The organism is Streptomyces sp. NBC_01669 (assembly GCF_026339735.1).
Taxonomy (GTDB): domain Bacteria; phylum Actinomycetota; class Actinomycetes; order Streptomycetales; family Streptomycetaceae; genus Streptomyces; species Streptomyces yanii.
This window is the reverse complement of sequence record NZ_JAPEQG010000001.1, coordinates 2,670,701-2,691,768: the sequence shown is the minus strand read 5'-3', so window position 1 is coordinate 2,691,768 and position 21,068 is coordinate 2,670,701. Positions and strand designations below refer to the sequence as shown.

At 68.7% G+C, this 21,068-nt stretch carries 19 protein-coding genes; 10 read left to right on the top strand and 9 right to left on the bottom strand.

Annotated elements, in window-relative coordinates; all coding sequences use genetic code 11:
- Positions 1-70: 70 nt before the first annotated feature.
- From OG972_RS11730 to OG972_RS11715, 4 genes are all read right to left on the bottom strand, one after another.
- On the bottom strand, positions 71-970 hold the full coding sequence (locus tag OG972_RS11730) for an amino acid ABC transporter permease (RefSeq protein ID WP_266980808.1): 900 nt from the start codon (positions 968-970) through the stop codon (positions 71-73).
- The gene (locus OG972_RS11725) at positions 967-1,632 is read right to left on the bottom strand and encodes an amino acid ABC transporter permease (protein WP_266980806.1); all 666 of its coding nucleotides are present in this window, start codon (positions 1,630-1,632) and stop codon (positions 967-969) included. Before OG972_RS11725 ends, OG972_RS11730 begins: the two co-directional genes overlap by 4 nt.
- Positions 1,633-1,707: 75 nt before the next feature.
- Complete coding sequence (locus OG972_RS11720) at positions 1,708-2,550, bottom strand: glutamate ABC transporter substrate-binding protein (RefSeq protein ID WP_266980804.1); 843 nt, start codon at positions 2,548-2,550, stop codon at positions 1,708-1,710.
- Between the two features lie 51 nt (positions 2,551-2,601).
- Positions 2,602-3,387, bottom strand: coding sequence for an amino acid ABC transporter ATP-binding protein (locus OG972_RS11715; RefSeq protein ID WP_266980802.1), 786 nt, complete (start codon positions 3,385-3,387; stop codon positions 2,602-2,604).
- Between the two features lie 340 nt (positions 3,388-3,727).
- Between OG972_RS11715 and OG972_RS11710 the strand changes: the two genes are divergently transcribed.
- Positions 3,728-4,420, top strand: a complete 693-nt coding sequence (locus OG972_RS11710) for a response regulator transcription factor (protein WP_266980800.1) — start codon at positions 3,728-3,730, stop codon at positions 4,418-4,420.
- A 15-nt stretch (positions 4,421-4,435) separates the two neighbouring features.
- A complete protein-coding gene (locus OG972_RS11705) occupies positions 4,436-5,830 on the top strand; it encodes a HAMP domain-containing sensor histidine kinase (RefSeq protein WP_266980798.1) in 1,395 nt (464 codons plus the stop codon).
- 43 nt (positions 5,831-5,873) lie between these two features.
- Here the strand turns inward: OG972_RS11705 and OG972_RS11700 are convergent, their stop codons facing one another.
- Complete coding sequence (locus OG972_RS11700) at positions 5,874-6,872, bottom strand: TAXI family TRAP transporter solute-binding subunit (protein WP_266980796.1); 999 nt, start codon at positions 6,870-6,872, stop codon at positions 5,874-5,876.
- Positions 6,873-6,970: 98 nt separating this feature from the next.
- Here OG972_RS11700 and miaB point away from each other — a divergent pair, with 98 nt between their 5' ends.
- Positions 6,971-8,473 (top strand): tRNA (N6-isopentenyl adenosine(37)-C2)-methylthiotransferase MiaB, encoded by a 1,503-nt coding sequence (gene miaB, locus OG972_RS11695; RefSeq protein WP_266990422.1) that lies wholly within the window; start codon positions 6,971-6,973, stop codon positions 8,471-8,473.
- 111 nt (positions 8,474-8,584) lie between these two features.
- The gene (locus tag OG972_RS11690) at positions 8,585-9,304 is read left to right on the top strand and encodes a class III extradiol dioxygenase subunit B-like domain-containing protein (RefSeq protein ID WP_266980794.1); all 720 of its coding nucleotides are present in this window, start codon (positions 8,585-8,587) and stop codon (positions 9,302-9,304) included.
- Between the two features lie 118 nt (positions 9,305-9,422).
- Here the strand turns inward: OG972_RS11690 and OG972_RS11685 are convergent, their stop codons facing one another.
- Together OG972_RS11685 and OG972_RS11680 are read right to left on the bottom strand one after the other, a co-directional pair.
- Positions 9,423-9,662, bottom strand: coding sequence for an antitoxin (locus OG972_RS11685; RefSeq protein WP_266980792.1), 240 nt, complete (start codon positions 9,660-9,662; stop codon positions 9,423-9,425).
- 23 nt (positions 9,663-9,685) lie between these two features.
- Entirely contained in the window at positions 9,686-9,928 is a 243-nt protein-coding gene (locus OG972_RS11680; RefSeq protein WP_266980790.1) for a hypothetical protein, read from the bottom strand.
- 234 nt (positions 9,929-10,162) lie between these two features.
- On the opposite strand from OG972_RS11680, the gene miaA reads away from it, so the two are divergent.
- The 6 genes from miaA (at position 10,163) to hflX (ending at position 18,140) form a co-directional block, all read left to right on the top strand.
- On the top strand, positions 10,163-11,101 hold the full coding sequence (miaA, locus tag OG972_RS11675) for a tRNA (adenosine(37)-N6)-dimethylallyltransferase MiaA (protein WP_266980788.1): 939 nt from the start codon (positions 10,163-10,165) through the stop codon (positions 11,099-11,101).
- Between the two features lie 107 nt (positions 11,102-11,208).
- Entirely contained in the window at positions 11,209-11,646 is a 438-nt protein-coding gene (locus OG972_RS11670) for a hypothetical protein (RefSeq protein WP_266980786.1), read from the top strand.
- Positions 11,647-11,750: 104 nt separating this feature from the next.
- Positions 11,751-12,623, top strand: coding sequence for a diaminopimelate epimerase (dapF, locus tag OG972_RS11665; protein ID WP_266980784.1), 873 nt, complete (start codon positions 11,751-11,753; stop codon positions 12,621-12,623).
- A 142-nt stretch (positions 12,624-12,765) separates the two neighbouring features.
- Entirely contained in the window at positions 12,766-14,919 is a 2,154-nt protein-coding gene (locus OG972_RS11660; RefSeq protein ID WP_266980783.1) for a bifunctional (p)ppGpp synthetase/guanosine-3',5'-bis(diphosphate) 3'-pyrophosphohydrolase, read from the top strand.
- A 99-nt stretch (positions 14,920-15,018) separates the two neighbouring features.
- Positions 15,019-16,473, top strand: coding sequence for a M1 family metallopeptidase (locus OG972_RS11655; protein WP_266980781.1), 1,455 nt, complete (start codon positions 15,019-15,021; stop codon positions 16,471-16,473).
- A 146-nt stretch (positions 16,474-16,619) separates the two neighbouring features.
- Entirely contained in the window at positions 16,620-18,140 is a 1,521-nt protein-coding gene (gene hflX, locus OG972_RS11650) for a GTPase HflX (RefSeq protein WP_266980779.1), read from the top strand.
- A 78-nt stretch (positions 18,141-18,218) separates the two neighbouring features.
- Here the strand turns inward: hflX and OG972_RS11645 are convergent, their stop codons facing one another.
- Both OG972_RS11645 and OG972_RS11640 read right to left on the bottom strand, forming a co-directional pair.
- A complete protein-coding gene (locus OG972_RS11645; RefSeq protein WP_266980777.1) occupies positions 18,219-19,388 on the bottom strand; it encodes a serine protease in 1,170 nt (389 codons plus the stop codon).
- Between the two features lie 256 nt (positions 19,389-19,644).
- Complete coding sequence (locus OG972_RS11640; protein ID WP_266980775.1) at positions 19,645-20,868, bottom strand: serine protease; 1,224 nt, start codon at positions 20,866-20,868, stop codon at positions 19,645-19,647.
- Positions 20,869-21,068 lie beyond the last annotated feature (200 nt).

The window sequence follows — 21,068 nt, the reverse complement described above, 5'->3', positions numbered from 1 at the left end:
GATACCCGAGCACGGCGAAGGGCGCCGGTGCATGCACCGGCGCCCCTGCGCAGAGATTGCCGACGAACCGTCAGACGGCGCGTCCGTCATCGATGATGAGCGCCGGCGCACCGATGGTCTCCAGACCACCGGCGGGTGCGGCGCCCGTGCTCTTCTTGCCGCGCCGCAGCCGACCCTCCAGCCAGCCCGCGAACGAGGTGAGCGCGAAGTTCACCACGATGTAGATCAGAGCGACGATCGTGAAGCACGCGATGGTGTTCGCACCGTAGTTCGCGCTCATCGGACGGACCGATGCCAGAAGCTCGGGGAAGGTCAGCACCGCGCCGCCGAGGGCGGTGTCCTTCACGATGACGACGATCTGGCTGACGATCGCGGGCAGCATGGCCGTCACGGACTGCGGCAGCAGCACGTACAGCATGGTCTGGCCCTTGCGCATACCGATCGCCTTGGCCGCGTCCGTCTGTCCGTTGGGGAGGGACTGGATCCCGGCCCGCACGATCTCGGCGAGCACCGAGGCGTTGTACAGCACCAGACCCGTGACCACGGCGTACATCGGGCGGGAGTCGCTGCTGATGGTCGTGTACTCGGAGTACGCCGCGTTCGCAGTGATCATCAGGATCAGCACCGGGATGGCGCGGAAGAACTCCACGACCACGCCGGCCGGCATCCGCACCCACCGGTGGTCCGAGAGCCGGCCGATACCGAACAGGGCACCCAGCGGCAGCGCGATGACCAGGGCGAACGCCGCTGCCTTCAGGGTGTTCTGCAGACCCGGCCAGATGTAGGTCTGCCAGGGCTGGGAGCTGGTGAAGAACGGCTTCCACTTGATCCAGTCGAGCTGGTGCTTGGCAGCCAGGCCGTCGTACACCCACCACACGACGGCAGCGGCGACGAGCAGGAACAGGACCGTGTAGACGATGTTGCGCTGCTTGGCGCGCGGCCCCTGGGCGTCATAGAGGACGGAAGTCATCGCTTCACCGCCACCTTCTTGCTCACCCAGCCGAGGATCAGGCCGGTCGGGAGGGTCAGACAGATGAATCCGAACGCGAAGACGGCGGAGATCAGGATCAGCTGCGCCTCCTTCTCGATCATGCCCTTCATCAGGTATGCGGCTTCGGCCACGCCGATCGCGGCGGCGACCGTGGTGTTCTTCGTGAGCGCGATCAGAACATTGGCCAGCGGGTTGACGACCGAGCGGAAGGCCTGCGGGAGGATGATCAGACGCAGCACCTGCGTGAAGCTCAGTCCGAGGGCGCGCGCCGCCTCCGCCTGGCCGACGGGCACGGTGTTGATGCCCGACCGGAGCGCCTCACAGACGAACGCGGAGGTGTAGACGACCAGCGCGAGCACCGCGAGCCGGAAGTTGATGTCCGTGAAGTCGCTGGCCCCGAGCTGGATGTTGAGCGTCTGGAAGAGACCCAGCGACGAGAAGACGATGATGACGGTCAGAGGGATGTTCCGGATGACGTTCACATAGGCGGTGGCGAAACCGCGCATCAGGGGGACTGGGCTGACCTTCATGCCGGCCAGCAGCGTTCCCCATATGAGGGAGCCGAGGGCGGAGTAGACGGCGAGTTGCACCGTCACCCAGAAGGCCCCCAGCAGGTCGTAACCTTCAAGAAAGTCGAACACGATCTCCCGCGCTTCCGCGTGTAGGAGGGCATGGCGCGCCGCCGTTCACGGACGGCGCGCCTCGTCAGCCCTGCTTCACTTGACGATGTTGCCGATCTTCGGGGCGGGCTCGTTCTTGTAGTTCGCCGGACCGAAGTTGGCCTTCACCGCCTTGTCCCAGGAGCCGTCCGAGACCATCTGGGTGAGCGCGTCGTTGATCTTCTTCTTGAGGTCGGCGTCGCCCTTCTTCAGGCCGATGCCGTAGTTCTCGTTGCTCATCTGGAAGCCGGCCAGCTTGAACTTCCCCTGGAAGTCCTTCTGCGAGGCGAAGCCGGCCAGGATGCTGTCGTCCGTGGTCAGCGCGTCGACGGCCTTGCTCTCCAGACCGGTGAGGCACTCCGAGTAGCCACCGTACTCCTGGAGCTGGGCCTTCGGAGCCAGCTTGTCATGGACGTTCTGCGCCGAGGTCGAGCCGGCGACCGAGCAGAGCTTCTTGCTGTTCAGGTCGGCCGGGGACTTGAACGAGTCGTCGTCGGCACGGACCAGGATGTCCTGGTGCGCCAGCAGGTACGGGCCGGCGAAGTCGACCTTCTGCAGACGCTCGTCGTTGATCGAGTAGGAGGCGGCGATGAACTTGACGTCCCCGCGCTCGATCGCCGTCTCGCGGTCGGCGCTCTTCGTCTCCTTGAAGGTGATGTCCTTGGCGTCGTAACCGAGTTCCTTGGCGATGTACGTGGCGACATCGACGTCGAAACCGGTGTACTTGCCGTCGGGCGTCTTCAGACCGATACCGGGCTGGTCGATCTTGATGCCGATGTTGATCTTCTTGCCGCCGCCGGCCGAGTCGCCGCCCTTGTCGTCGGAGGAGCCACAGGCGGTGGCGGTGAGGGCGAGCGCGAGCACGGCGGCCGATGCGGCGGTGACCTTACGAAGCTGCATGGTGAACTTCCCTAGAGTTGACGTGATGTGAGTGAACAGCTGATCCGGAAATCAGTGGTGCAGGATCTTCGAAAGGAAGTCCTTGGCCCGGTCACTGCGCGGGTTGCTGAAGAACTGGTCGGGCGCCGCCTCTTCGACGATCTTCCCGTCCGCCATGAAGACGACACGGTTCGCCGCCGAGCGCGCGAAGCCCATTTCGTGGGTGACGACGACCATGGTCATGCCGTCCCGGGCGAGCTGCTGCATGACTTCCAGCACCTCATTGATCATCTCCGGGTCGAGCGCGGACGTCGGCTCGTCGAAGAGCATGACCTTGGGGTCCATCGCCAACGCCCGTGCGATGGCCACACGTTGCTGCTGGCCTCCGGAGAGCTGCGAGGGGTACTTGTCGGCCTGCGTCGCCACGCCCACCCGGTCGAGCAGCGAACGCGCCTTCTCCTCGGCAGCCGTCTTGTCCGCTTTGCGGACCTTGAGCTGCCCCAGCATCACGTTTTCGAGCACCGTCTTGTGCGCGAAGAGATTGAACGACTGGAAGACCATGCCGACATCGGCACGCAGCCTGGCCAGCTCCTTGCCCTCCTGGGGCAACGGCTTGCCGTCGATCGATATCGCGCCCGAGTCGATCGTCTCCAAGCGGTTGATCGTGCGGCACAGCGTGGACTTTCCGGACCCGGAAGGTCCGATCACAACCACGACCTCGCCCCGTGCGATGGTCAGGTCGATGTCCTGGAGCACATGCAGCGCGCCGAAGTGCTTGTTGACGTTGCTCAGTACGACAAGGTCGTTCGCCGCGGGTACGGCATCCTCGGCGGCCTTGGTCACTGAAACTCCGCTCATCGGCTTTTTGCTCCGTCCTCCTCGGTTGGGAAGGACCTTAGTGACGCAGTGCGACCACCGTCATTACATCTGAGCGGAAATTGAGCATAACGATCCGGCGGCAACCGGACACTCCGCGTGAACGGGACGGCGGGAGAGGTACCGGGGGCGTACCGGGTGCATAACGGAAACCCCGATGTAATAGGTGGGCTCTTGACTGGCGTACCGGTCATCGGAGTGGATGCCCTGGTACGTGATGACGTGAAACACCTCGGTACGGGGAAGTACCGGGAAGATGGACAGTCACCGGGGAGTGCGGGAAGCCTGCACCACGATGCGAAAGCGGAGAGAGAGGAGGGCCATGAGGCTGCTGCTCGTCGAGGACGACAACCACGTGGCGGCCGCCCTGTCCGCGGTGCTCGCCCGGCACGGCATTCAGGTTGTGCACGCACGCAGCGGCGAGGAGGCCCTGAAGGCCCTGCTGCCGGCGGACACAGAGCCCTTCGGCGTCGTGCTCCTCGACCTCGGACTGCCCGACCAGGACGGTTACGAGGTCTGCGGGAAGATCCGCAAGCGCTGTTCCATCCCCGTGATCATGGTGACCGCGCGGGCCGATGTTCGGTCGCGGATCCACGGCCTCAACCTCGGAGCGGACGACTACGTCGTCAAGCCGTACGACACCGGTGAACTCCTCGCGCGTATCCATGCCGTCAGCAGGCGCAAGTCGGTCGGGGAGGACACGGTGCAGACGCCCGTCGCCGCCCTGCGCCTCGGTCATGTCCACATCGAGCTGCCGACCCGCAGGGTCAGTGTCGACGGCGCCGAAGTCCAGCTCACCCGCAAGGAGTTTGATCTGCTCGCGCTCCTCGCCCAGCGCCCCGGTGTGGTGTTCCGCCGGGAGCAGATCATCAGCGAGGTGTGGCGCACGAGTTGGGAGGGAACGGGGCGCACGCTCGAAGTGCATGTCGCGTCCCTGCGTTCCAAGCTGCGGCTGCCCGCACTGATCGAGACCGTGCGCGGGGTCGGCTACCGGCTCGTCGCCCCGTCCGCGTAAAGGCGTAGGGCCCCGGTGCGTACCCGTCTCCTCCCCCTGCTCATCATCCTCATGGCGGCCGTGCTGCTCGCGCTCGGCTTTCCGCTGGCCGTGAGCGTGGCCGCCGCCCAGCAGCAGAGCGTGGTGATCGATCGCATCGACGACACGGCGCGCTTCGCCGCACTGGCCCAGTTCGTCACGGAACCGATCGGCAGCAACGACGAACGGCGCCGCGTGCTCCAGTCGGAGCTGGAGATGTACGACTCGGTGTACGGAATCCGGGCCGGCGTCTTCTACCGCGACGACACCGCCATGGCGAAGGCACCGGCCGACTGGCGGCTCCCTTTCGTGGGGGCGGGCCGCGAGGCGTTCAGGGAGGCGCTCCTCGGGCGACGCAGTCATGATCCGCCGCAGGTCTGGCCCTGGCAGCGCGGCCGGGTCGTCGTCGCCTCGCCCGTCGTACGGGACGGCGATGTGGTCGCCGTCGTCGTCCTCGACTCGCCCACCGGTGAGATGCGCACCCACACGCTGCGCGGCTGGCTGCTGATCGCGGCCGGTGAGGTGGTCGCGATGCTGGTGGCCGTCGGCGCCGCGATCCGGCTCACCGGCTGGGTCCTCCTGCCCGTCCAGACCCTGGACGCGGCGACCCACGACATCGCCAGTGGTCGGATGCGGTCCAGGGTGGTGGCATCGGGAGGTCCACCGGAACTCAGACGCCTGGCCCGTTCGTTCAACGAGATGGCCGACAACGTCGAGGAAGTGCTGGAGCAGCAGCGCGCTTTCGTCGCCGACGCCTCGCACCAACTGCGCAACCCCCTCGCCGCGCTGCTGCTGCGCATCGAGCTCCTCGCCCTCGAACTTCCCGAGGGGAACGAGGAGATCGCCTCCGTCCGCACGGAGGGAAAGCGCCTCGGGCAGGTCCTGGACGACCTGCTGGACCTTGCGCTGGCCGAGCACGCCGCGGCCGACCTCCAGCTCACCGACATCGGCGCGCTCACCGCGGAACGGGTGGCTTCCTGGCGCCCGTTCGCGGAGGAGAACGGTGTACGGCTGACGGCCGACGGGGCATCCGCCGTGACAGCCTGGGCGGACCCCATCGCGTTGTCCAGCGCCCTCGACGCCGTCATCGACAACGCGTGCAAGTTCACCCCCGCCGGTGAAGAGGTCCGTGTCACCGTCGCGGCCGGCCGCGACACCGTCACCGTGGCCGTCGCCGACCGCGGCCCGGGGCTGACCGACGAGGAGCTGGAGCGGATCGGCGACCGCTTCTGGCGCAGCGCCCAGCACCAGAACGTGCAGGGGTCCGGTCTCGGGCTCTCCATCTCCCACGCACTGCTCGCCGCGGGCGGCGGCTCTCTCTCCTACGCCCCGCACGAGCCGCACGGACTGCGGGTGACGGTGGCGGTTCCGCGCAACGGTCCGAGCGACTGACTCCGGTACCGGGTGCCGCGACGGCGCACCCCGACGGAGTGCGTCAGGGCTTGACCGACCGGTAGTAGCGTCTGGCCCCGTCGTGCAGCTCCAGCGGATCGGTGTAGATCGCCGTCCGCAGATCCACCAGCTGCGCCGCATGTACCTCGCTTCCGATGCGGTCCCGGCTGTCGATCACCGTCCGGGTGAACGCCTCGGTCATCGCCGGATCCGTGCGGTCCGTGGTGACCAGCACGTTGGCGACGGCCACCGTCGTGATGGCCGATCCCTGCTGGGCGCTGCGGTACGCGTCGGCAGGCATCACGGCCGAGCGGTAGTAGCGGGTGGGGTCGCCCCCGGCCCGCAGCCGCTTGATCAGCGATGCCTCCAGGGGCACCAGCCTGATCGGGAAGCGGTCCGACAGCTCCTGCACAGCGGTGGTCGGCAGCCCGCCGGACCAGAAGAAGGCATCGAGAAGACCGTTCTGCAACTGCGTCGGCATCGTGTCGATCCCGGCCGGGACCGGGGTGATGCCGTGCGTCGGATCAAGACCCGCGGCGGTCATCAGCCGGTCGGCGACCAACCGCACGCCCGAACCCTTCTGCCCCACCCCGATCCGCTTGCCGGCGAGATCCGAGACGGTCTGCACGTCCGAGTCCCGGGGCACCACCAGCTGGATGTAGTCGTCGTACAGCCGGACACAGCCGCGCAGCCGGTCGGCCCCTGCCTTGCCGTCCCGTAGATATGTGGCGAGGGCATCGGTCGTGGCGATGGTGAAGTCGGCCTTCCCGGTCGCCACCCGCTCGATGTTCTGCTGGGAGCCCTCGCTGGTCTGCAGCCGTATCGAGACCCTGGGCAGGTCTTTGGCGAGCGCTCCCCTGAGCCGCTCGCCGTAGCGGTGGTAGACCCCGCTGCGCACCCCCGTGCTGAAGGTCAGCGATCCGCTCGGCGGCGGATCCCCGAGCGGCAGCACCCACCACAGCAGCAGCCCGAGAACGACGGCAACGGCGGCGCCCCCCTGAAGAGTGCGTCGGCGGCCGATACGGGACAGTGCGTGGAGCATGGCGCGATCCTGCCAGCTCACTCCTCGTGATGGCCAGGGCCGGTCCTGTGGAAGAGGGGCCCGGGGTGTCCGTACGACCTCGTACCCTGGTGGACGAGATGAGCGAGGTAGAGGGTTTGAAAACGTACGAGGTGCGCACCTACGGGTGCCAGATGAACGTCCACGACTCCGAGCGGCTGTCGGGGCTGCTGGAGGGCGCGGGGTACGTACGTGCGCCCGAGGGCGCCGACGGTGACGCCGATGTCGTCGTCTTCAACACCTGCGCGGTGCGGGAGAACGCGGACAACAAGCTCTACGGCAATCTCGGCCGGCTTGCCCCGATGAAGACGAAGCGGCCCGGGATGCAGATCGCGGTCGGCGGCTGTCTGGCGCAGAAGGACCGCGACACGATTGTCCAGCGGGCCCCATGGGTCGACGTCGTCTTCGGAACGCACAACATCGGCAAGCTGCCGGTGCTTCTGGAGCGCGCCCGTATCCAGGAGGAGGCGCAGATCGAGATCGCCGAATCCCTGGAGGCCTTCCCCTCCACCCTCCCGACCCGCCGCGAGTCCGCCTACGCCGCGTGGGTCTCCATCTCCGTCGGCTGCAACAACACCTGCACCTTCTGCATCGTCCCGGCGCTGCGCGGCAAGGAGAAGGACCGTCGCACCGGCGACATCCTGGCCGAGATCGAGGCACTGGTCGCCGAGGGAGTCTCCGAGATCACCCTGCTCGGCCAGAACGTGAACGCGTACGGCTCCGACATCGGCGACCGCGAGGCCTTCTCCAAGCTGCTGCGCGCCTGCGGGAAGATCGAGGGCCTGGAGCGGGTGCGCTTCACTTCGCCGCACCCCCGCGACTTCACTGACGACGTGATCGCGGCGATGGCCGAGACACCGAACGTCATGCCGCAGCTGCACATGCCGATGCAGTCGGGTTCGGACACGATCCTGAAGGCGATGCGGCGCTCGTACCGGCAGGAGCGGTTCCTCGGCATCATCGAGAAGGTACGCGCCGCGATGCCGGACGCCGCCATCTCCACCGACATCATCGTGGGCTTCCCCGGCGAGACGGAGGAGGACTTCGAGCAGACCATGCACGCGGTCCGCCAGGCGCGCTTCGCCAACGCCTTCACCTTCCAGTACTCCAAGCGGCCCGGAACTCCGGCTGCCGACATGGAGGGGCAGATCCCGAAGGAGGTCGTCCAGGAGCGGTACATGCGCCTGTCCGCCCTCCAGGAGGAGATCTCCTGGGACGAGAACAAGAAGCAGGTCGGCCGCACCCTGGAGATCATGGTCGCTGAGGGCGAGGGCCGTAAGGACGGCGCCACACACCGTCTCTCCGGCCGTGCTCCCGACAACCGTCTGGTCCACTTCACCAAGCCGGAGGAGGACGTGCGCCCCGGCGATGTGGTGACGGTCGAGATCACCTACGCCGCCCCGCACCACCTGCTCGCCGAGGGCGCGCCGCTCGGCGTGAGGCGGACCCGGTCCGGGGACGCCTGGGAGAGGCGCACCGTCGCCGAGGCCGCCAAGCCGGCCGGAGTGATGCTGGGGCTGCCCGGCATCGGCGCCCCGGCGCCGCTGCCGCCCGCGGCGGCTCCCGGCTGCGGGTGCGACTGACCTCGCAGGAGAAGGCGGCACGGACCCGCGGCCGGTAGGCCGGGTCGTGGACCCGTGGCCGGAGGGGGCGGGGAAACAGGCGGAATCGGCTGACGCAGTACGCTGCCCAGCATGCTTGTCGCCGCAGCTGTCTGCCCCTGTCCGCCCGTGCTGGTACCCGAGGTCGCCGCCGGAGCCGCGCCCGAGCTCCGAGCCGCGAGGACCGCGTGCATCGACGCCCTTGGAGTGCTCGCCGCGGCCCGTCCCGACCTGCTGATCGTGATCGGGCCCGCGGATCCCGATGGCCGGGGGCCGCATCCCGAGGGGGCCCCGGGCTCCTTCAAAGGCTTCGGCGTCGATCTCGACGTCCGGCTCGGGCTCGGGGGAGCCCCCGGGGCTACGGCGGAGCGCCCGCTTCCGCCGTCCCTCTCCGTCGGCGCGTGGCTCCTTGCCCGTGCGAAGTGGGCGGACGCGCCGATCGAGGGTCTCGGCGTGGGGGAGACGCTCGAAGCCGGGCTCTGCGCGAGCACCGGACGGGAGCTGGCGGCCAGGGCCCGCCGCGTGGCCATGCTGGTGATGGGCGACGGCAGCGCCTGCCGTACAGTCAAGGCCCCCGGCTATCTGGACGAGCGCGCCCTCTCGTTCGACACGGAGGTGTCACGGGCCCTGGGCGCCGCGGACCTCGCCGTGCTGCGCGCGCTGGACGAGTCGCTGGCGTATGAACTGAAGGTGGCGGGCCGGGCGCCGTGGCAGGTGCTGGCGGGTGCGGCGGAAGGAGCCGGGCTGAGCGGGCGGCTGCTCTACGAGGACGCTCCGTACGGCGTCGGATACATGGTCGCCACCTGGTCCTGAGACCGGATCTTGTTGGTTTCGGACCGGTTCGGAGAGTTTCGGGCGGCGCACGCACGTGACGGCCGTGGAGCGATGCCGCTCCACGGCCGTCCACCGTGATCAGGTCGAGGTGCCGAGGTCAGGAAGCCGGTGGCGGCGTACCGCCCTCGCCCATGTGGGACAGACGGTCAATCGCATCCTTGGCCTTCTGCGAGCCGGACTCGATCTTGTCGCTGTACTTGCCTTTTGTCTTTTGATCGACCGTCCGTGCGGCCTTGTCGATCCCATGGTCGATCTTGTCCCCGTGCTGCTGCGCGAGGCCGCCGACCTTGTCCTTCGCCGGACTCAGCTTGGCCTTCAGACTGTCCATGAAGCCCATCGGACACCTTCCCTGCTGGGGGACTATGTGTGGGCGTTCTTTCCGGTCTCGTTGTCCGCCGCTTCGTCGGCCGACTGCTGCTTCGGGATCTCCACGCCCTCGGAGGACTCCGACCCGGTGGACGTCACCGACTCGTCCACCGTCGCCCCGGACGAGGCCGACGCGGCGACCTGGGAAGCCTCGTCCGTCGGCGGGGCGGCGACTTCCTCGGCCGACGCCTCGACCGCTCCGGAGGAGGAACGGCGGAACCATGAAAAAAAGCCCATATTTGCTCCATATTTTACTCGTGCGATCGAAATTCCGCGCCGCCCGGAGCGTCTCGTTGCGCCACTCGGGCTCTCGTCCGTCAGCCCTCGTCGAGCCTTCGGTCGTCCGACCGCCTGCCGGACGGGGGCCGGTCCGAACCGGCGCGCGAAACCTCGGAACAGCAAACGACTCCGGCTTCGTGCCGTCACGCAACTCGTTCGGGGAGAGGTCTGGAGATTTGCGAGACTGGGGCGGTGAGTAGTCCATCTCCCGCACCGCGGGTCATCGCCGTCGTCGGTCCCACTGCAGCCGGTAAGTCCGATCTGGGGGTATTTCTGGCCCAGCAGCTCGGTGGCGAAGTGGTCAATGCCGACTCCATGCAGCTCTACCGGGGGATGGATATCGGCACCGCGAAGCTGACGCTCGCCGAGCGCGGATCCGTACCCCACCGACTGCTGGACATCTGGGACGTGACCGAGACGGCCAGCGTCGCCGAGTACCAGCGGCTGGCCCGCGCCGAGATCGACCGGCTGCTCGCCGAGGGCCGGACCCCGGTTCTGGTCGGCGGCTCCGGGCTGTACGTGAAGGGTGCGATCGACGCACTGGAATTCCCCGGCACGGACCCCGGCGTGCGCGCCAGACTGGAACAGGAACTGGCGGATCACGGCTCAGGAGCACTGCACGGCAGGCTCGCCGCCGCAGACCCCGAGGCGGGCCGCGCCATCCTGCCGAGCAACGGCCGCCGCATCGTCCGGGCCCTCGAAGTCATCGAGATCACCGGCAAGCCCTTCACGGCCAACCTCCCGGGTCACGAAGCGGTCTACGACGCGGTCCAGATCGGCGTCGACGTGGCCCGCCCCGAACTCGACGAACGCATCGCCCTCCGGGTCGACCGGATGTGGGAGGCAGGGCTCGTGGACGAGGTGCGGACTCTGGAGGCCCGCGGTCTGCGTGAGGGGCGCACCGCCTCCCGTGCGCTCGGCTATCAGCAGGTGCTTGCCGCACTGGCCAACGAGTGCACGGAGGGCGAGGCACGCGCCGAGACGGTCCGCGCCACCAAACGCTTCGCGCGGCGTCAGGACTCCTGGTTCCGCCGCGACCCCCGCGTTCAGTGGCTGAGCGGCGCCGCGGAGCACCGCGGGGAACTCCCGCACCAGGCGCTGGCGTTGGTCGAACGAGCGGTTACAGCCTGATCACGTGATGGCATCGGGAAGCCCTGCCCGTCATTAAGGCGACCGGGAGCGTGCCATCATCGAGCATCGATCGACCAGTGGAGTCCGAGTTGGGAGGGCGCGTGGCGATGGAGGCCGGCCCTCGCGACACAGAACAAGACGCACCGGACGCGCAGCACGAGGCGGGACGCCTGAGCCCTGACGGGCCCGACGAGCCCCAGGTGACCCCCGAGGTCGAGGTCGAGCTGCGGCCCGCGCGCCGTCTGAGGATCTGGCAGCTCGCTCCGATCGTCATGCTTGCCGCGGTCGGTTCGCTGATGTTCGCCTTCCCGCTCGCCTTCGAGTTCGGCGACGGGGGCGCCGTCGTCGCCATGCTCGGTCTGCTGATCAGCTGCTGCGCGGCGGGTTGGGGGATGATGGCCGCCCGCCGTGTCGGCCACACCTGGCCGGGCCTGCCGCCCCGGGGCTCGGGGGAGCGCCCCGACTGGCGCGTGATCGCCCTGTACATGGCCGTGTGCGGCGCACTGGTCGCGCTGGCCATCTGGCGCGTGGCGCGACTGCGCTGAGTCCGGGCTCGCGCCCGGCCCGCCCGTCTTCCGGCCCCCGCCGCGGCCGTCCACCGTTCGGCCCGGCTTCGTCCGCTGTCGGCGCGGCCTCGTACAGTTGCCCTGTGAGCACCTCGCAGATCGCCTTCCTCAAGGGCCATGGCACCGAGAACGACTTCGTGATCGTTCCCGACCCGGACAACGCCGTCGACCTGCCCGCATCCGTCGTCGCCCGGCTCTGCGACCGGCGGGCCGGTATCGGCGGTGACGGGCTGCTGCACGTCGTCCGGTCCGCCGCACACCCCGAGGCGCGGACCATGGCGGGCGACGCCGAGTGGTTCATGGACTACCGCAATGCCGACGGCTCGATCGCCGAGATGTGCGGCAACGGCGTGCGGGTCTTCGCCCACTATCTGCAGCGCGCCGACCTGGTCGACGAGGGCGACCTCGCGGTCGCGACCCGCGGCGGCGTGAAGAAGGTCCACCTCGCCAAGGGCGGCGACATCACGGTCTCCATGGGGCGCGCCCTGCTGCCCGAGGACGGCGTCACGGTCACCGTGGACGGCCGCAGCTGGGACGCGCGCAACGTGAACATGGGCAACCCGCACGCGGTGGCCTTCGTCGACGACCTGGCACACGCGGGCGAGCTGCGCTCCGTACCGCCGTTCAGCCCTGCCGCTGTCTACCCCGACGGTGTCAACATCGAGTTCGTCGTGGACCGCGGACCGCGCCATGTGGCGATGCGGGTCCACGAGCGCGGTTCCGGCGAGACCCGCTCCTGTGGCACCGGCGCCTGCGCCGTGGCCGTCGCCGCCGCCCGCAGGGACGGCGCGGACCCCGCCGAGAGCGGTACCCCGGTCACGTACACCGTCGACCTGCCGGGCGGCACCCTCGTGATCACCGAGCGGCCGGACGGCGAGATCGAGATGACGGGAGCCGCTGTCATCGTCGCCGAGGGCAAGATCGATCCGGCCTGGCTCGAAACGGTGACCAGCTAGAGCTTCGCTCGAATGGGTGATCCGGTTCACGCTGAGCGAGAGCCGGACTCCGCCACGTGGTGGGGTCGGTAGCATCAAGCACCGGCCCGGAGGCGCGTCCGCACCTCCCCACCGCCGGTCGACGTTTGCCGGAGGTGCCCCCATGAGCGCAGAGGCCACCAACCCAGGTGCTCCCATCCGCAGACGAGGCCGCCCCCGGATCGATCTCCGCAGACTCGGCCGCGTCGCCGTGCTCGGACCGGTCTCCCGTGACCGGCTGCCCGACGCGATCGGCCACGTCGCCGAGGCCCACCGGGCCCACTACCCGGACGCCGATCTCAGCATCCTCCACAAGGCCTACGTCCTGGCAGAGTCCTCCCACCGGGGGCAGATGCGCAAGAGCGGCGAGCCCTACATCACGCACCCGCTCGCGGTCACGCTGATCCTTGCCGAGCTCGGGGCCGAGACCACGACACTGACCGCTTCGCTGCTCCACGACACGGTCGAGGACACCGAGGTGACCCTTGATCAGGTCCGGGAACAGTTCGGCGACGAGGTCTGCTACCTCGTCGACGGCGTCACCAAACTGGAGAAGGTCGACTACGGGGCGGCGGCCGAACCCGAGACGTTCCGCAAGATGCTGGTCGCCACCGGGGACGACGTCCGGGTCATGTCGATCAAGCTTGCCGACCGGCTGCACAACATGCGCACCCTCGGGGTGATGCGCCCGGAGAAACAGGCGAGGATCGCCAGGGTCACCCGCGACGTGCTGATCCCGCTCGCCGAACGGCTCGGGGTGCAGGCACTCAAGACCGAGCTGGAGGATCTTGTCTTTGCGATCCTCCATCCCGAGGAGTACGCACACACCCGGGCACTGATCGCCGCGGCCCCGGTACCGGAATCCGGCTCTCCGGGCGCCACCGGCGACCCCCTCTCCGCCATCGCCGAGCACGTCAGAACCGTGCTGCGGGACGCCGACATCCCCGCAGAAGTCCTCATCAGGCCCCGACATTACGTCTCTGTGCACCGCGTCAGGATCAAACGCGGAGAGCTGCGCGGCACCGACTTCGGGCGGCTGCTCGTGCTCGTCGGCGAGGACGCCGACTGCTATGCCGTCCTCGGCGAGCTCCACACCTGCTTCACCCCCGTGATCTCCGAGTTCAAAGATTTCATCGCGGCTCCCAAATTCAACCTGTACCAGTCGCTGCACACGGCTGTCGTGGGCGCGGAGGGCGCGGTCGCGGAGGTCCTCATCCGTACCCATCGGATGCACAAGGTCGCCGAGGCGGGCGTGATCGCCCTCGGCAACCCCTACACCGCGGACGGCACCTCCGCGCTGCCGCAGGCCGAACCCGCGGACGGCGAGCGCGCCGACCCGACCCGGCCCGGCTGGCTCTCCCGGCTCCTCGCCTGGCAGCAGTCCGCCCCCGACCCGGACACCTTCTGGACCACCCTCCGCGCCGACCTCGCCGAGGACCGCGAGATCACGGTCTTCCGCACCGATGGCGGCACGCTCGGACTCCCCGCCGGCGCCAGTTGCGTCGACGCCGCCTACGCGCAGTACGGCGACGAGGCCCACAGCTGTATCGGGGCCCGGGTCAACGGTCGGCTCGCCACGCTCTCCACCGTGCTCAGCGACGGGGACACCGTGCAGCTGCTGCTCGCCGAGGACGCCGCCTCCGGTCCCTCACCGGACTGGCTCGACCACGCCCGTACGCCCGCCGCGCGCATCGCCATCACCCGGTGGCTCGACGCCCACCCGGAGGGTGCCCAGGGGACGTACGGCAGCCAGCCCGCGGGCCGCAGGCCCGAGCGGCAGCCGGCGGACCTGTCGGACGCCGGAGTCAACCGGGCCGCACGCCGCGCCGCGACCGTCGTCGTGGGCATGCCGGACGCCACCGTACGGCTCGCAGGCTGCTGCACCCCCGTACCGCCCGACGACGTCACCGGATTCACCGTGCGCGGCGGCGTCGTCACCGTGCACCGGCGAGAGTGTCCCGGGGTGGCCCGGATGCAGGCAGGGGGCCGGACGCCCGTCACGGTGGGCTGGGGCGACGCGGCGGAATGCCGGGTCACCCTGGTCGCCGAGTCCTTCGGCCGGCCAGGGCTGCTCGCCGATCTCACCGAGGCCATCGCGTCGGCGGGTGCGGCGGTCATCTCCGCCACCGTGGAACCGCCCAGCGAACAACGTGTTCGGCACACCTACACCCTGCAGCTCCCGGACGCAGCCGGACTGCCCGCACTGATGCGCGCGATGCGGGACGTACCGGGGGTGTACGACGTGAACCGCGCCCAGCACCCGGCCGCCGCCGTCTGAACCAGTCCTCCGCGGCGCCCAGCTGTCCCGGCGACCTCGTTCGAGTGGCGCGGCGCGTGCCGCGCCCGTACCCGCGCGGGTCGCTGATAGCCGTAGTCCATGCCGTTCATCCCCCGCCGCCTGCGGGCTGCCCTGCTGGCCACCGCATCGGCCACCCTCGTTGCCGCCACCCTGCCCTCACCCATGCCGCTCGGCATCGGGGATTCACTCTTCCCCACCCTCGGCAACCCGGGGTACGACGTCCTCTCGTACGACATCGGATTCACCTACCACGGCAACAACAGCAAACCCCTGGACGCCGTCACCACGATCGACGCGCGGACCACCGAGCCGCTGGACCGGATCAACCTCGACTTCACCCGCGGCACCGTCCGTTCCGTCAAGGTCAACGGCCTGCGTGCCGACTTCGCCGTCACGGGCGAGGACCTTGTCGTCGAGCCCCTCGGCACGCTGCCCGCCGGAGTGCCGCTCCGGATCACCGTCCGGCACACCAGCGACCCCAGCGGCGACCAGGACAGTGGCGGCTGGCTGCGCACCTCCGACGGCCTGGCGATGGCCAACCAGGCCGACGCCGCGCACCGGGTCTTCCCCAGCAATGACCACCCCTCCGACAAGGCCTACTTCACCTTCCGGGTGACCGCCCCCAAGGACCTGACGGTGGTGGCCAACGGTCTGCCCGCCGGCACGGTCCGGCACGGTGCCTCGACCACCTGGACGTATCGGACCGAGCACCCCATGGCCACCGAACTGGCCCAGGTCTCCATCGGGCACTCGACCGTCCGGAAGCGGACGGGGCCGCACGGGCTGCCGGTTCGTGATGTGGTGCCGGCCGCGGACGCGGCCCGCCTGGAGCCCTGGCTCAAGAAGACGCCCGGACAGCTGGAGTGGATGGAGCGCCAGGTCGGCCGCTACCCCTTCGAGACGTACGGACTGCTGGTCGCCGACACGGAGACCGGTTTCGAGCTGGAGACCCAGACACTCACGCTCTTCGAACGGACCCTGTTCACCAACAAGGCATATCCCCAGTGGTACGTCGACTCGCTCATGGTTCACGAGCTGGCCCACCACTGGTTCGGCGACAGCGTCTCCCCGCAGGCCTGGTCCGATCTCTGGCTCAGCGAAGGACATGCCAGCTGGTACGAGGCCCGCTACGCGGAGGAGCACGCCAAGAAGTCGCTGTCGGACCGGATGCGTGACGCCTACACCCTGTCCGACAGCTGGCGCGCAGTCGGAGGCCCGCCGGCCCGTCCCTCCGCGCCCTCGCCGGGACAGAAGATCAGCCTCTTCCGGCCCGTGGTGTACGACGGCAGCGCGCTGGTCCTCTACGCGCTGCGACAAGAGATCGGCAAGAGCGCGTTCGGCCGGCTGGAACGACGCTGGGTGAGGAAGCACCGGGACTCCACCGCCACCACGGCGGACTTCGTCCGGCTGGCGTCAGAGACTGCGGGACGCGACCTGACCGCATTCTTCGAGGGCTGGTTGTACAGCGAGAAGACCCCGCCGATGCCCGGGCACCCGGACTGGCACAGCACGCAGCCCGCCGGACACCGGTAAACCCGGGTGACGGGGCCGTCCGGGCCGTGCCACTATCGACGGGTCGCCGCGGCAGCCGGACCGGGGAGATTCTCCCGAGCGGGAATCTTCCGGACAGGTCACGCGTTGTGACTGACGTAACGGACTTCCATCGACGTAAGGATCCAATGACCTCCTCTTCTTCCCTTCCCCAGGACGCGCAGAATGCGCAGAGTGCCACGGAGAACGTCACCGAGAGCCTCACCGAAAGCCTTCGGGCCAACGCCCTGATGGAAGAGGACGTCGCCTGGAGCCACGAGATCGACGGAGAGCGGGACGGCGAGCAGTTCGACCGCTCCGAGCGTGCGGCGCTACGGCGTGTGGCGGGCCTCTCCACAGAGCTTGAGGACGTCACCGAGGTCGAGTACCGGCAGCTGCGCCTGGAGCGTGTGGTGCTCGTCGGCGTCTGGACCTCGGGGACCGTGCAGGACGCAGAGAACTCCCTCGCGGAGCTGGCGGCGCTGGCCGAGACGGCGGGTGCTCAGGTGCTGGACGCCGTCTTCCAGCGGCGCGACAAGCCCGACCCAGCCACCTACATCGGCTCGGGCAAGGCGCTGGAGCTGCGTGACATCGTCCTCGAATCAGGAGCCGACACCGTCGTCTGCGACGGTGAGCTCAGCCCCGGCCAGCTGATCCATCTGGAGGACGTGGTCAAGGTCAAGGTGGTCGACAGGACCGCTCTGATCCTTGACATCTTCGCCCAGCACGCCAAGTCCCGAGAGGGCAAGGCACAGGTCTCGCTGGCACAGATGCAGTACATGCTGCCGCGCCTGCGCGGTTGGGGGCAGTCGCTCTCCCGTCAGATGGGCGGCGGCGGTTCCAGCGGCGGTGGCGGCATGGCCACCCGTGGTCCCGGTGAGACCAAGATCGAAACGGACCGGCGCCGGATCCGCGAGAAGATGGCGAAGATGCGCCGGGAGATCGCGGAGATGAAGACCGGCCGCGAGATCAAGCGGCAGGAGCGCAAGCGCAACAAGGTGCCCTCGGTCGCCATTGCCGGTTACACCAACGCAGGAAAGTCGTCGCTGCTCAACCGGCTGACCGGGGCGGGCGTCCTGGTGGAGAACGCACTCTTCGCCACACTCGACCCGACCGTGCGCCGGGCCGAGACGCCGACCGGCCGGCTCTACACCCTGGCCGACACCGTCGGGTTCGTTCGGCATCTTCCGCACCACCTCGTCGAGGCGTTCCGCTCCACCATGGAGGAGGTCGGCGAGTCCGACCTGATCCTGCACGTGGTGGACGGCTCGCACCCGGTACCCGAGGAGCAGCTCGCCGCGGTGCGCGAAGTGATCCGCGAAGTGGGTGCGCTGGACGTGCCCGAGGTCGTGGTGATCAACAAGGCGGATGCGACCGACCCGCTGGTGCTCCAGCGTCTGCTGCGGAACGAGAAGCACGCCATCGCCGTCTCGGCGCGGACCGGGGCCGGCATCGACGAGCTGCTCGCGCTCATCGATGCCGAACTGCCCCGGCCGTCGGTCGAGATCGAGGCACTCGTCCCGTACACGCACGGCGGACTCATCTCCCGGGCACACGCCGACGGCGAAGTGATCTCCGAGGAACACACCTCGGAGGGCACTCTCCTCAAGGCGCGGGTGCACGAGGAACTGGCCGCGGACCTTGCGCCGTTCGTGCCCGTGGCGCACTGACAGCACGACACAGTACGGACCGAAGGCCCGCCCCCTCGTCGTGAGGGAGCGGGCCTTCGGGCGTGCACCGGACCGTGACTACCGGCCGGCGAACTTGTCGCTCATCATGGTGAAGATCTCCTGCGCGCCCCGGCCCAGGTGGGGTCCTGCGAGCCAGCCCGCAGTCGCCGGGCCGATGGAGGTGTTGGAGACCAGCGCCAGCTTGCCGTCGGAGCCCTCACTGAACCAGCCGCCACCGGAGGAACCGCCGGTCATGGTGCAGCCGATGCGATACATCGTCGGGGTGCTGGGGCTGATGGAGAGCCGGCCGGGACGGTCGATGCACTTGTGCATGATCAGGCCGTCGTACGGGGCGGCGGCGGGGTAGCCCCAGGCACCCATGGCGCTGATCTGCGAGATCTCGGGGGCGTCGAAGTTGACCGGCAGGGCGTTCCCCACGGTCTCCTCAAGCGACTTGGTGCCGTTCTCCGGCTTCACGTGCAGCACGGAGTAGTCGTACGGAGCGCCCTCGCCGCCTGTGGGGCCGCCATTGGCGATCCACTCACCGGAGGTCGTGACCCAGTCGGCCCAGAACGCGCCGTACGGGGCGATCTCCTCGGGCCGGGCGTTCTCCAGCGCGGCGGCGGACTTGCCCTTGTCGTTGTAGGCGGGAACGAAGACGATGTTGCGGTACCAGCCACCCTTTGAACCGGCGTGAACACAGTGTCCGGCCGTCCACACCAGGTTGGACCTGCCCGGGTTCTTCGGGTCCTTGACGACCGTGCCCGAGCAGACCATGGACCCCTCGGGGGAGTCGAAGAACACCTTGCCGACCGGGGCGGCATGCTCGTGGTACGGGAGGTCCTCGGGCGCTGCCTTGACCGGCGCGGGCTCCGGGTCCGTGACGCCCTGGTCGCCGGAGAAGTCACTGGCCGCCATCGTCTTCGCCGGGTCCTTGGCGGACTTCATCCGCTCAGGCTTCCACAGCCCGTCGATCACCGGGTTGACGAAGTCCTTGGCCTCACGCAGCCACGTGTCCTTGTCCCAGTTCTTCCACTCGCCGTTCTTCCACTTCTCCGGGTCGACGCCGTGCTTCTTGAGCGTCTTGGCCAGATCGGCGGATATGCCGCCGCCGGTGCCGTTGGCACCGGGGGATTCGGCGGCGGGCTTGTCGGCCGCCTTGTCCTCGCTCGGCCCGCATGCAGTGGCCGTCAACGCGAGAGCGGCGACGAGGCCGGTCGCGACGAGCAGTGGACGTATGGATCGCATGGAAAATTTCCCCCTGAAACACTCAGAAAATGCCATGAACGTGTCATGTTAGGGGTTGGACCGATGGCCACCCCGAGATGCAGGCCCACCCTATGGGCGGTCCGGCGGATGCTTTCCGCCACTGAGCACCGGCGCATGAGGGGGCGCCTGGGGCCGGGCACCGCCCGGCCCCAGGCGCCCCCGACGGGCTGCTGTCGCGCCGAGGGTTCCCTGAACAACCGTCACCGGCAAGGCTGCCGGTGACAGTTCGTGCGCGTTACTGTCCTGCATACTTCTTGCTGACCGCGTCGTAGACGCCCTTGGCCTCCCTGCCGAGGCGCGGCCCTGCCAGCCAGCCGGCCGTCACCGGGCCGATGGACGTGTTCGACACCAGTGCGGGCTTGCCGTCCTGGCCCGCCGCGACCCAGCCACCGCCGGAGGAGCCGCCGGTCATGGAGCACCCGATGCGGTACATCGTCGGGTCTGCCTCGGTGAGCGAGAGGCGGCCCGGCTTGTCCTTGCACTGCAGCATCTTCTGGCCGTCGTACGGCGGAGCGGCCGGGAATCCGGTTGCCGTCATGTTGTCGATCTTCGGCACGGCCGGGGCGTTGAACTCGACGGGCAGCGCCGAACCGATCGTCTCCTCAAGGGACTTCCCCGTCGCCCCCTTCTCCGGGGCCACATGCAGGACCGCGAAGTCGTACGGGGCTCCCTGGCCACCGGTGGGGCCGCCGTCGGCGATCCACTGGTCGGAGGTCTGCGCCCACTGCCCCCACCACACGCCATAGGGAGCGATCTTCTCCTTGGGTGCGTTCTTCAGATCGGCGAGCGACAGGCCGCTGTTGTTGTACGACGGCACGAAGGCGATGTTGCGGTACCAGCCGCCCTTCTTGCCCGCGTGTACGCAGTGTCCGGCGGTCCACACCATGTTGGACTTTCCGGGATTGGCCGGGTCCTTCACCACGGTTGCGGAGCAGACCATGGAACCCTCGGGGCCGTCGAAGAAGAGCTTCCCCGACTCTGCGGCATTGCCGTGGTACGGCGACTGCACATTCGTGGCCTGGACCGGCGCGGGCGTCGGGTCCGTCACACCCTTGTCACCCGAGATGTCGTTGTCGACCGGTTGCTCGGGCGCCTTGTCGGCATCCCGCATACGGTCGGGGTCCCAGAGCCCCTCGATGATCGGGTTGATGAAGTCCTTGGCCTCACGCAGCCACGTGTCCTTGTCCCAGTTCTTCCACTCGCCGTTCTTCCACTTGTCGAGGTCGACTCCGTGTTCCTTGAGCCGGTCCCGCAGATCATCCGGAATAGTGATCTTGTCGTCCGAGGTCTGCCCGACGGAGTTGCTCGGCTCGGCATTCGCACCGTCCTCGCTCGGCCCGCAGGCAGTGGCCGTGAGTGCGAGAACGGCGGTGACCGCGGCCACAGCGAGCACGGAGGAGGGCGTGCGACGTCCGCTCCTCCCCGGACGTGCGGTGAGAACTGGTCGAATCGGTCGCATGCGGTGATCCCCCTGGGACTTCGTAACTCAGCACTTCTGTAGTGCATTTGGGCACTCTTCCGAACGCGCCATGCACTCCGGTGATGGTGCCCGGAGTGTCGGCACGGCCCCCCACTATGCCGGTGCCGGTGGGGACGGTACGCAGCAGGTCCACGGTTCCGTCTCCGCAAGGATCTTCCGATTACCCGTGATCCCCTGCG

What these genes read in the sequence shown, in the direction of transcription:
- OG972_RS11730 (WP_266980808.1), bottom strand. Translation starts at nt 970, where the DNA reads ATGACTTCCGTCCTCTATGACGCCCAGGGGCCGCGCGCCAAGCAGCGC.
- OG972_RS11720 (WP_266980804.1), bottom strand. Translation starts at nt 2,550, where the DNA reads ATGCAGCTTCGTAAGGTCACCGCCGCATCGGCCGCCGTGCTCGCGCTC.
- OG972_RS11715 (WP_266980802.1), bottom strand. Translation starts at nt 3,387, where the DNA reads ATGAGCGGAGTTTCAGTGACCAAGGCCGCCGAGGATGCCGTACCCGCG.
- OG972_RS11710 (WP_266980800.1), top strand. Translation starts at nt 3,728, where the DNA reads ATGAGGCTGCTGCTCGTCGAGGACGACAACCACGTGGCGGCCGCCCTG.
- OG972_RS11700 (WP_266980796.1), bottom strand. Translation starts at nt 6,872, where the DNA reads ATGCTCCACGCACTGTCCCGTATCGGCCGCCGACGCACTCTTCAGGGG.
- miaB (WP_266990422.1), top strand. Translation starts at nt 6,971, where the DNA reads ATGAGCGAGGTAGAGGGTTTGAAAACGTACGAGGTGCGCACCTACGGG.
- OG972_RS11690 (WP_266980794.1), top strand. Translation starts at nt 8,585, where the DNA reads ATGCTTGTCGCCGCAGCTGTCTGCCCCTGTCCGCCCGTGCTGGTACCC.
- OG972_RS11685 (WP_266980792.1), bottom strand. Translation starts at nt 9,662, where the DNA reads ATGGGCTTCATGGACAGTCTGAAGGCCAAGCTGAGTCCGGCGAAGGAC.
- OG972_RS11680 (WP_266980790.1), bottom strand. Translation starts at nt 9,928, where the DNA reads ATGGGCTTTTTTTCATGGTTCCGCCGTTCCTCCTCCGGAGCGGTCGAG.
- OG972_RS11670 (WP_266980786.1), top strand. Translation starts at nt 11,209, where the DNA reads ATGGAGGCCGGCCCTCGCGACACAGAACAAGACGCACCGGACGCGCAG.
- OG972_RS11660 (WP_266980783.1), top strand. Translation starts at nt 12,766, where the DNA reads ATGAGCGCAGAGGCCACCAACCCAGGTGCTCCCATCCGCAGACGAGGC.
- OG972_RS11655 (WP_266980781.1), top strand. Translation starts at nt 15,019, where the DNA reads ATGCCGTTCATCCCCCGCCGCCTGCGGGCTGCCCTGCTGGCCACCGCA.
- hflX (WP_266980779.1), top strand. Translation starts at nt 16,620, where the DNA reads ATGACCTCCTCTTCTTCCCTTCCCCAGGACGCGCAGAATGCGCAGAGT.
- OG972_RS11645 (WP_266980777.1), bottom strand. Translation starts at nt 19,388, where the DNA reads ATGCGATCCATACGTCCACTGCTCGTCGCGACCGGCCTCGTCGCCGCT.
- OG972_RS11640 (WP_266980775.1), bottom strand. Translation starts at nt 20,868, where the DNA reads ATGCGACCGATTCGACCAGTTCTCACCGCACGTCCGGGGAGGAGCGGA.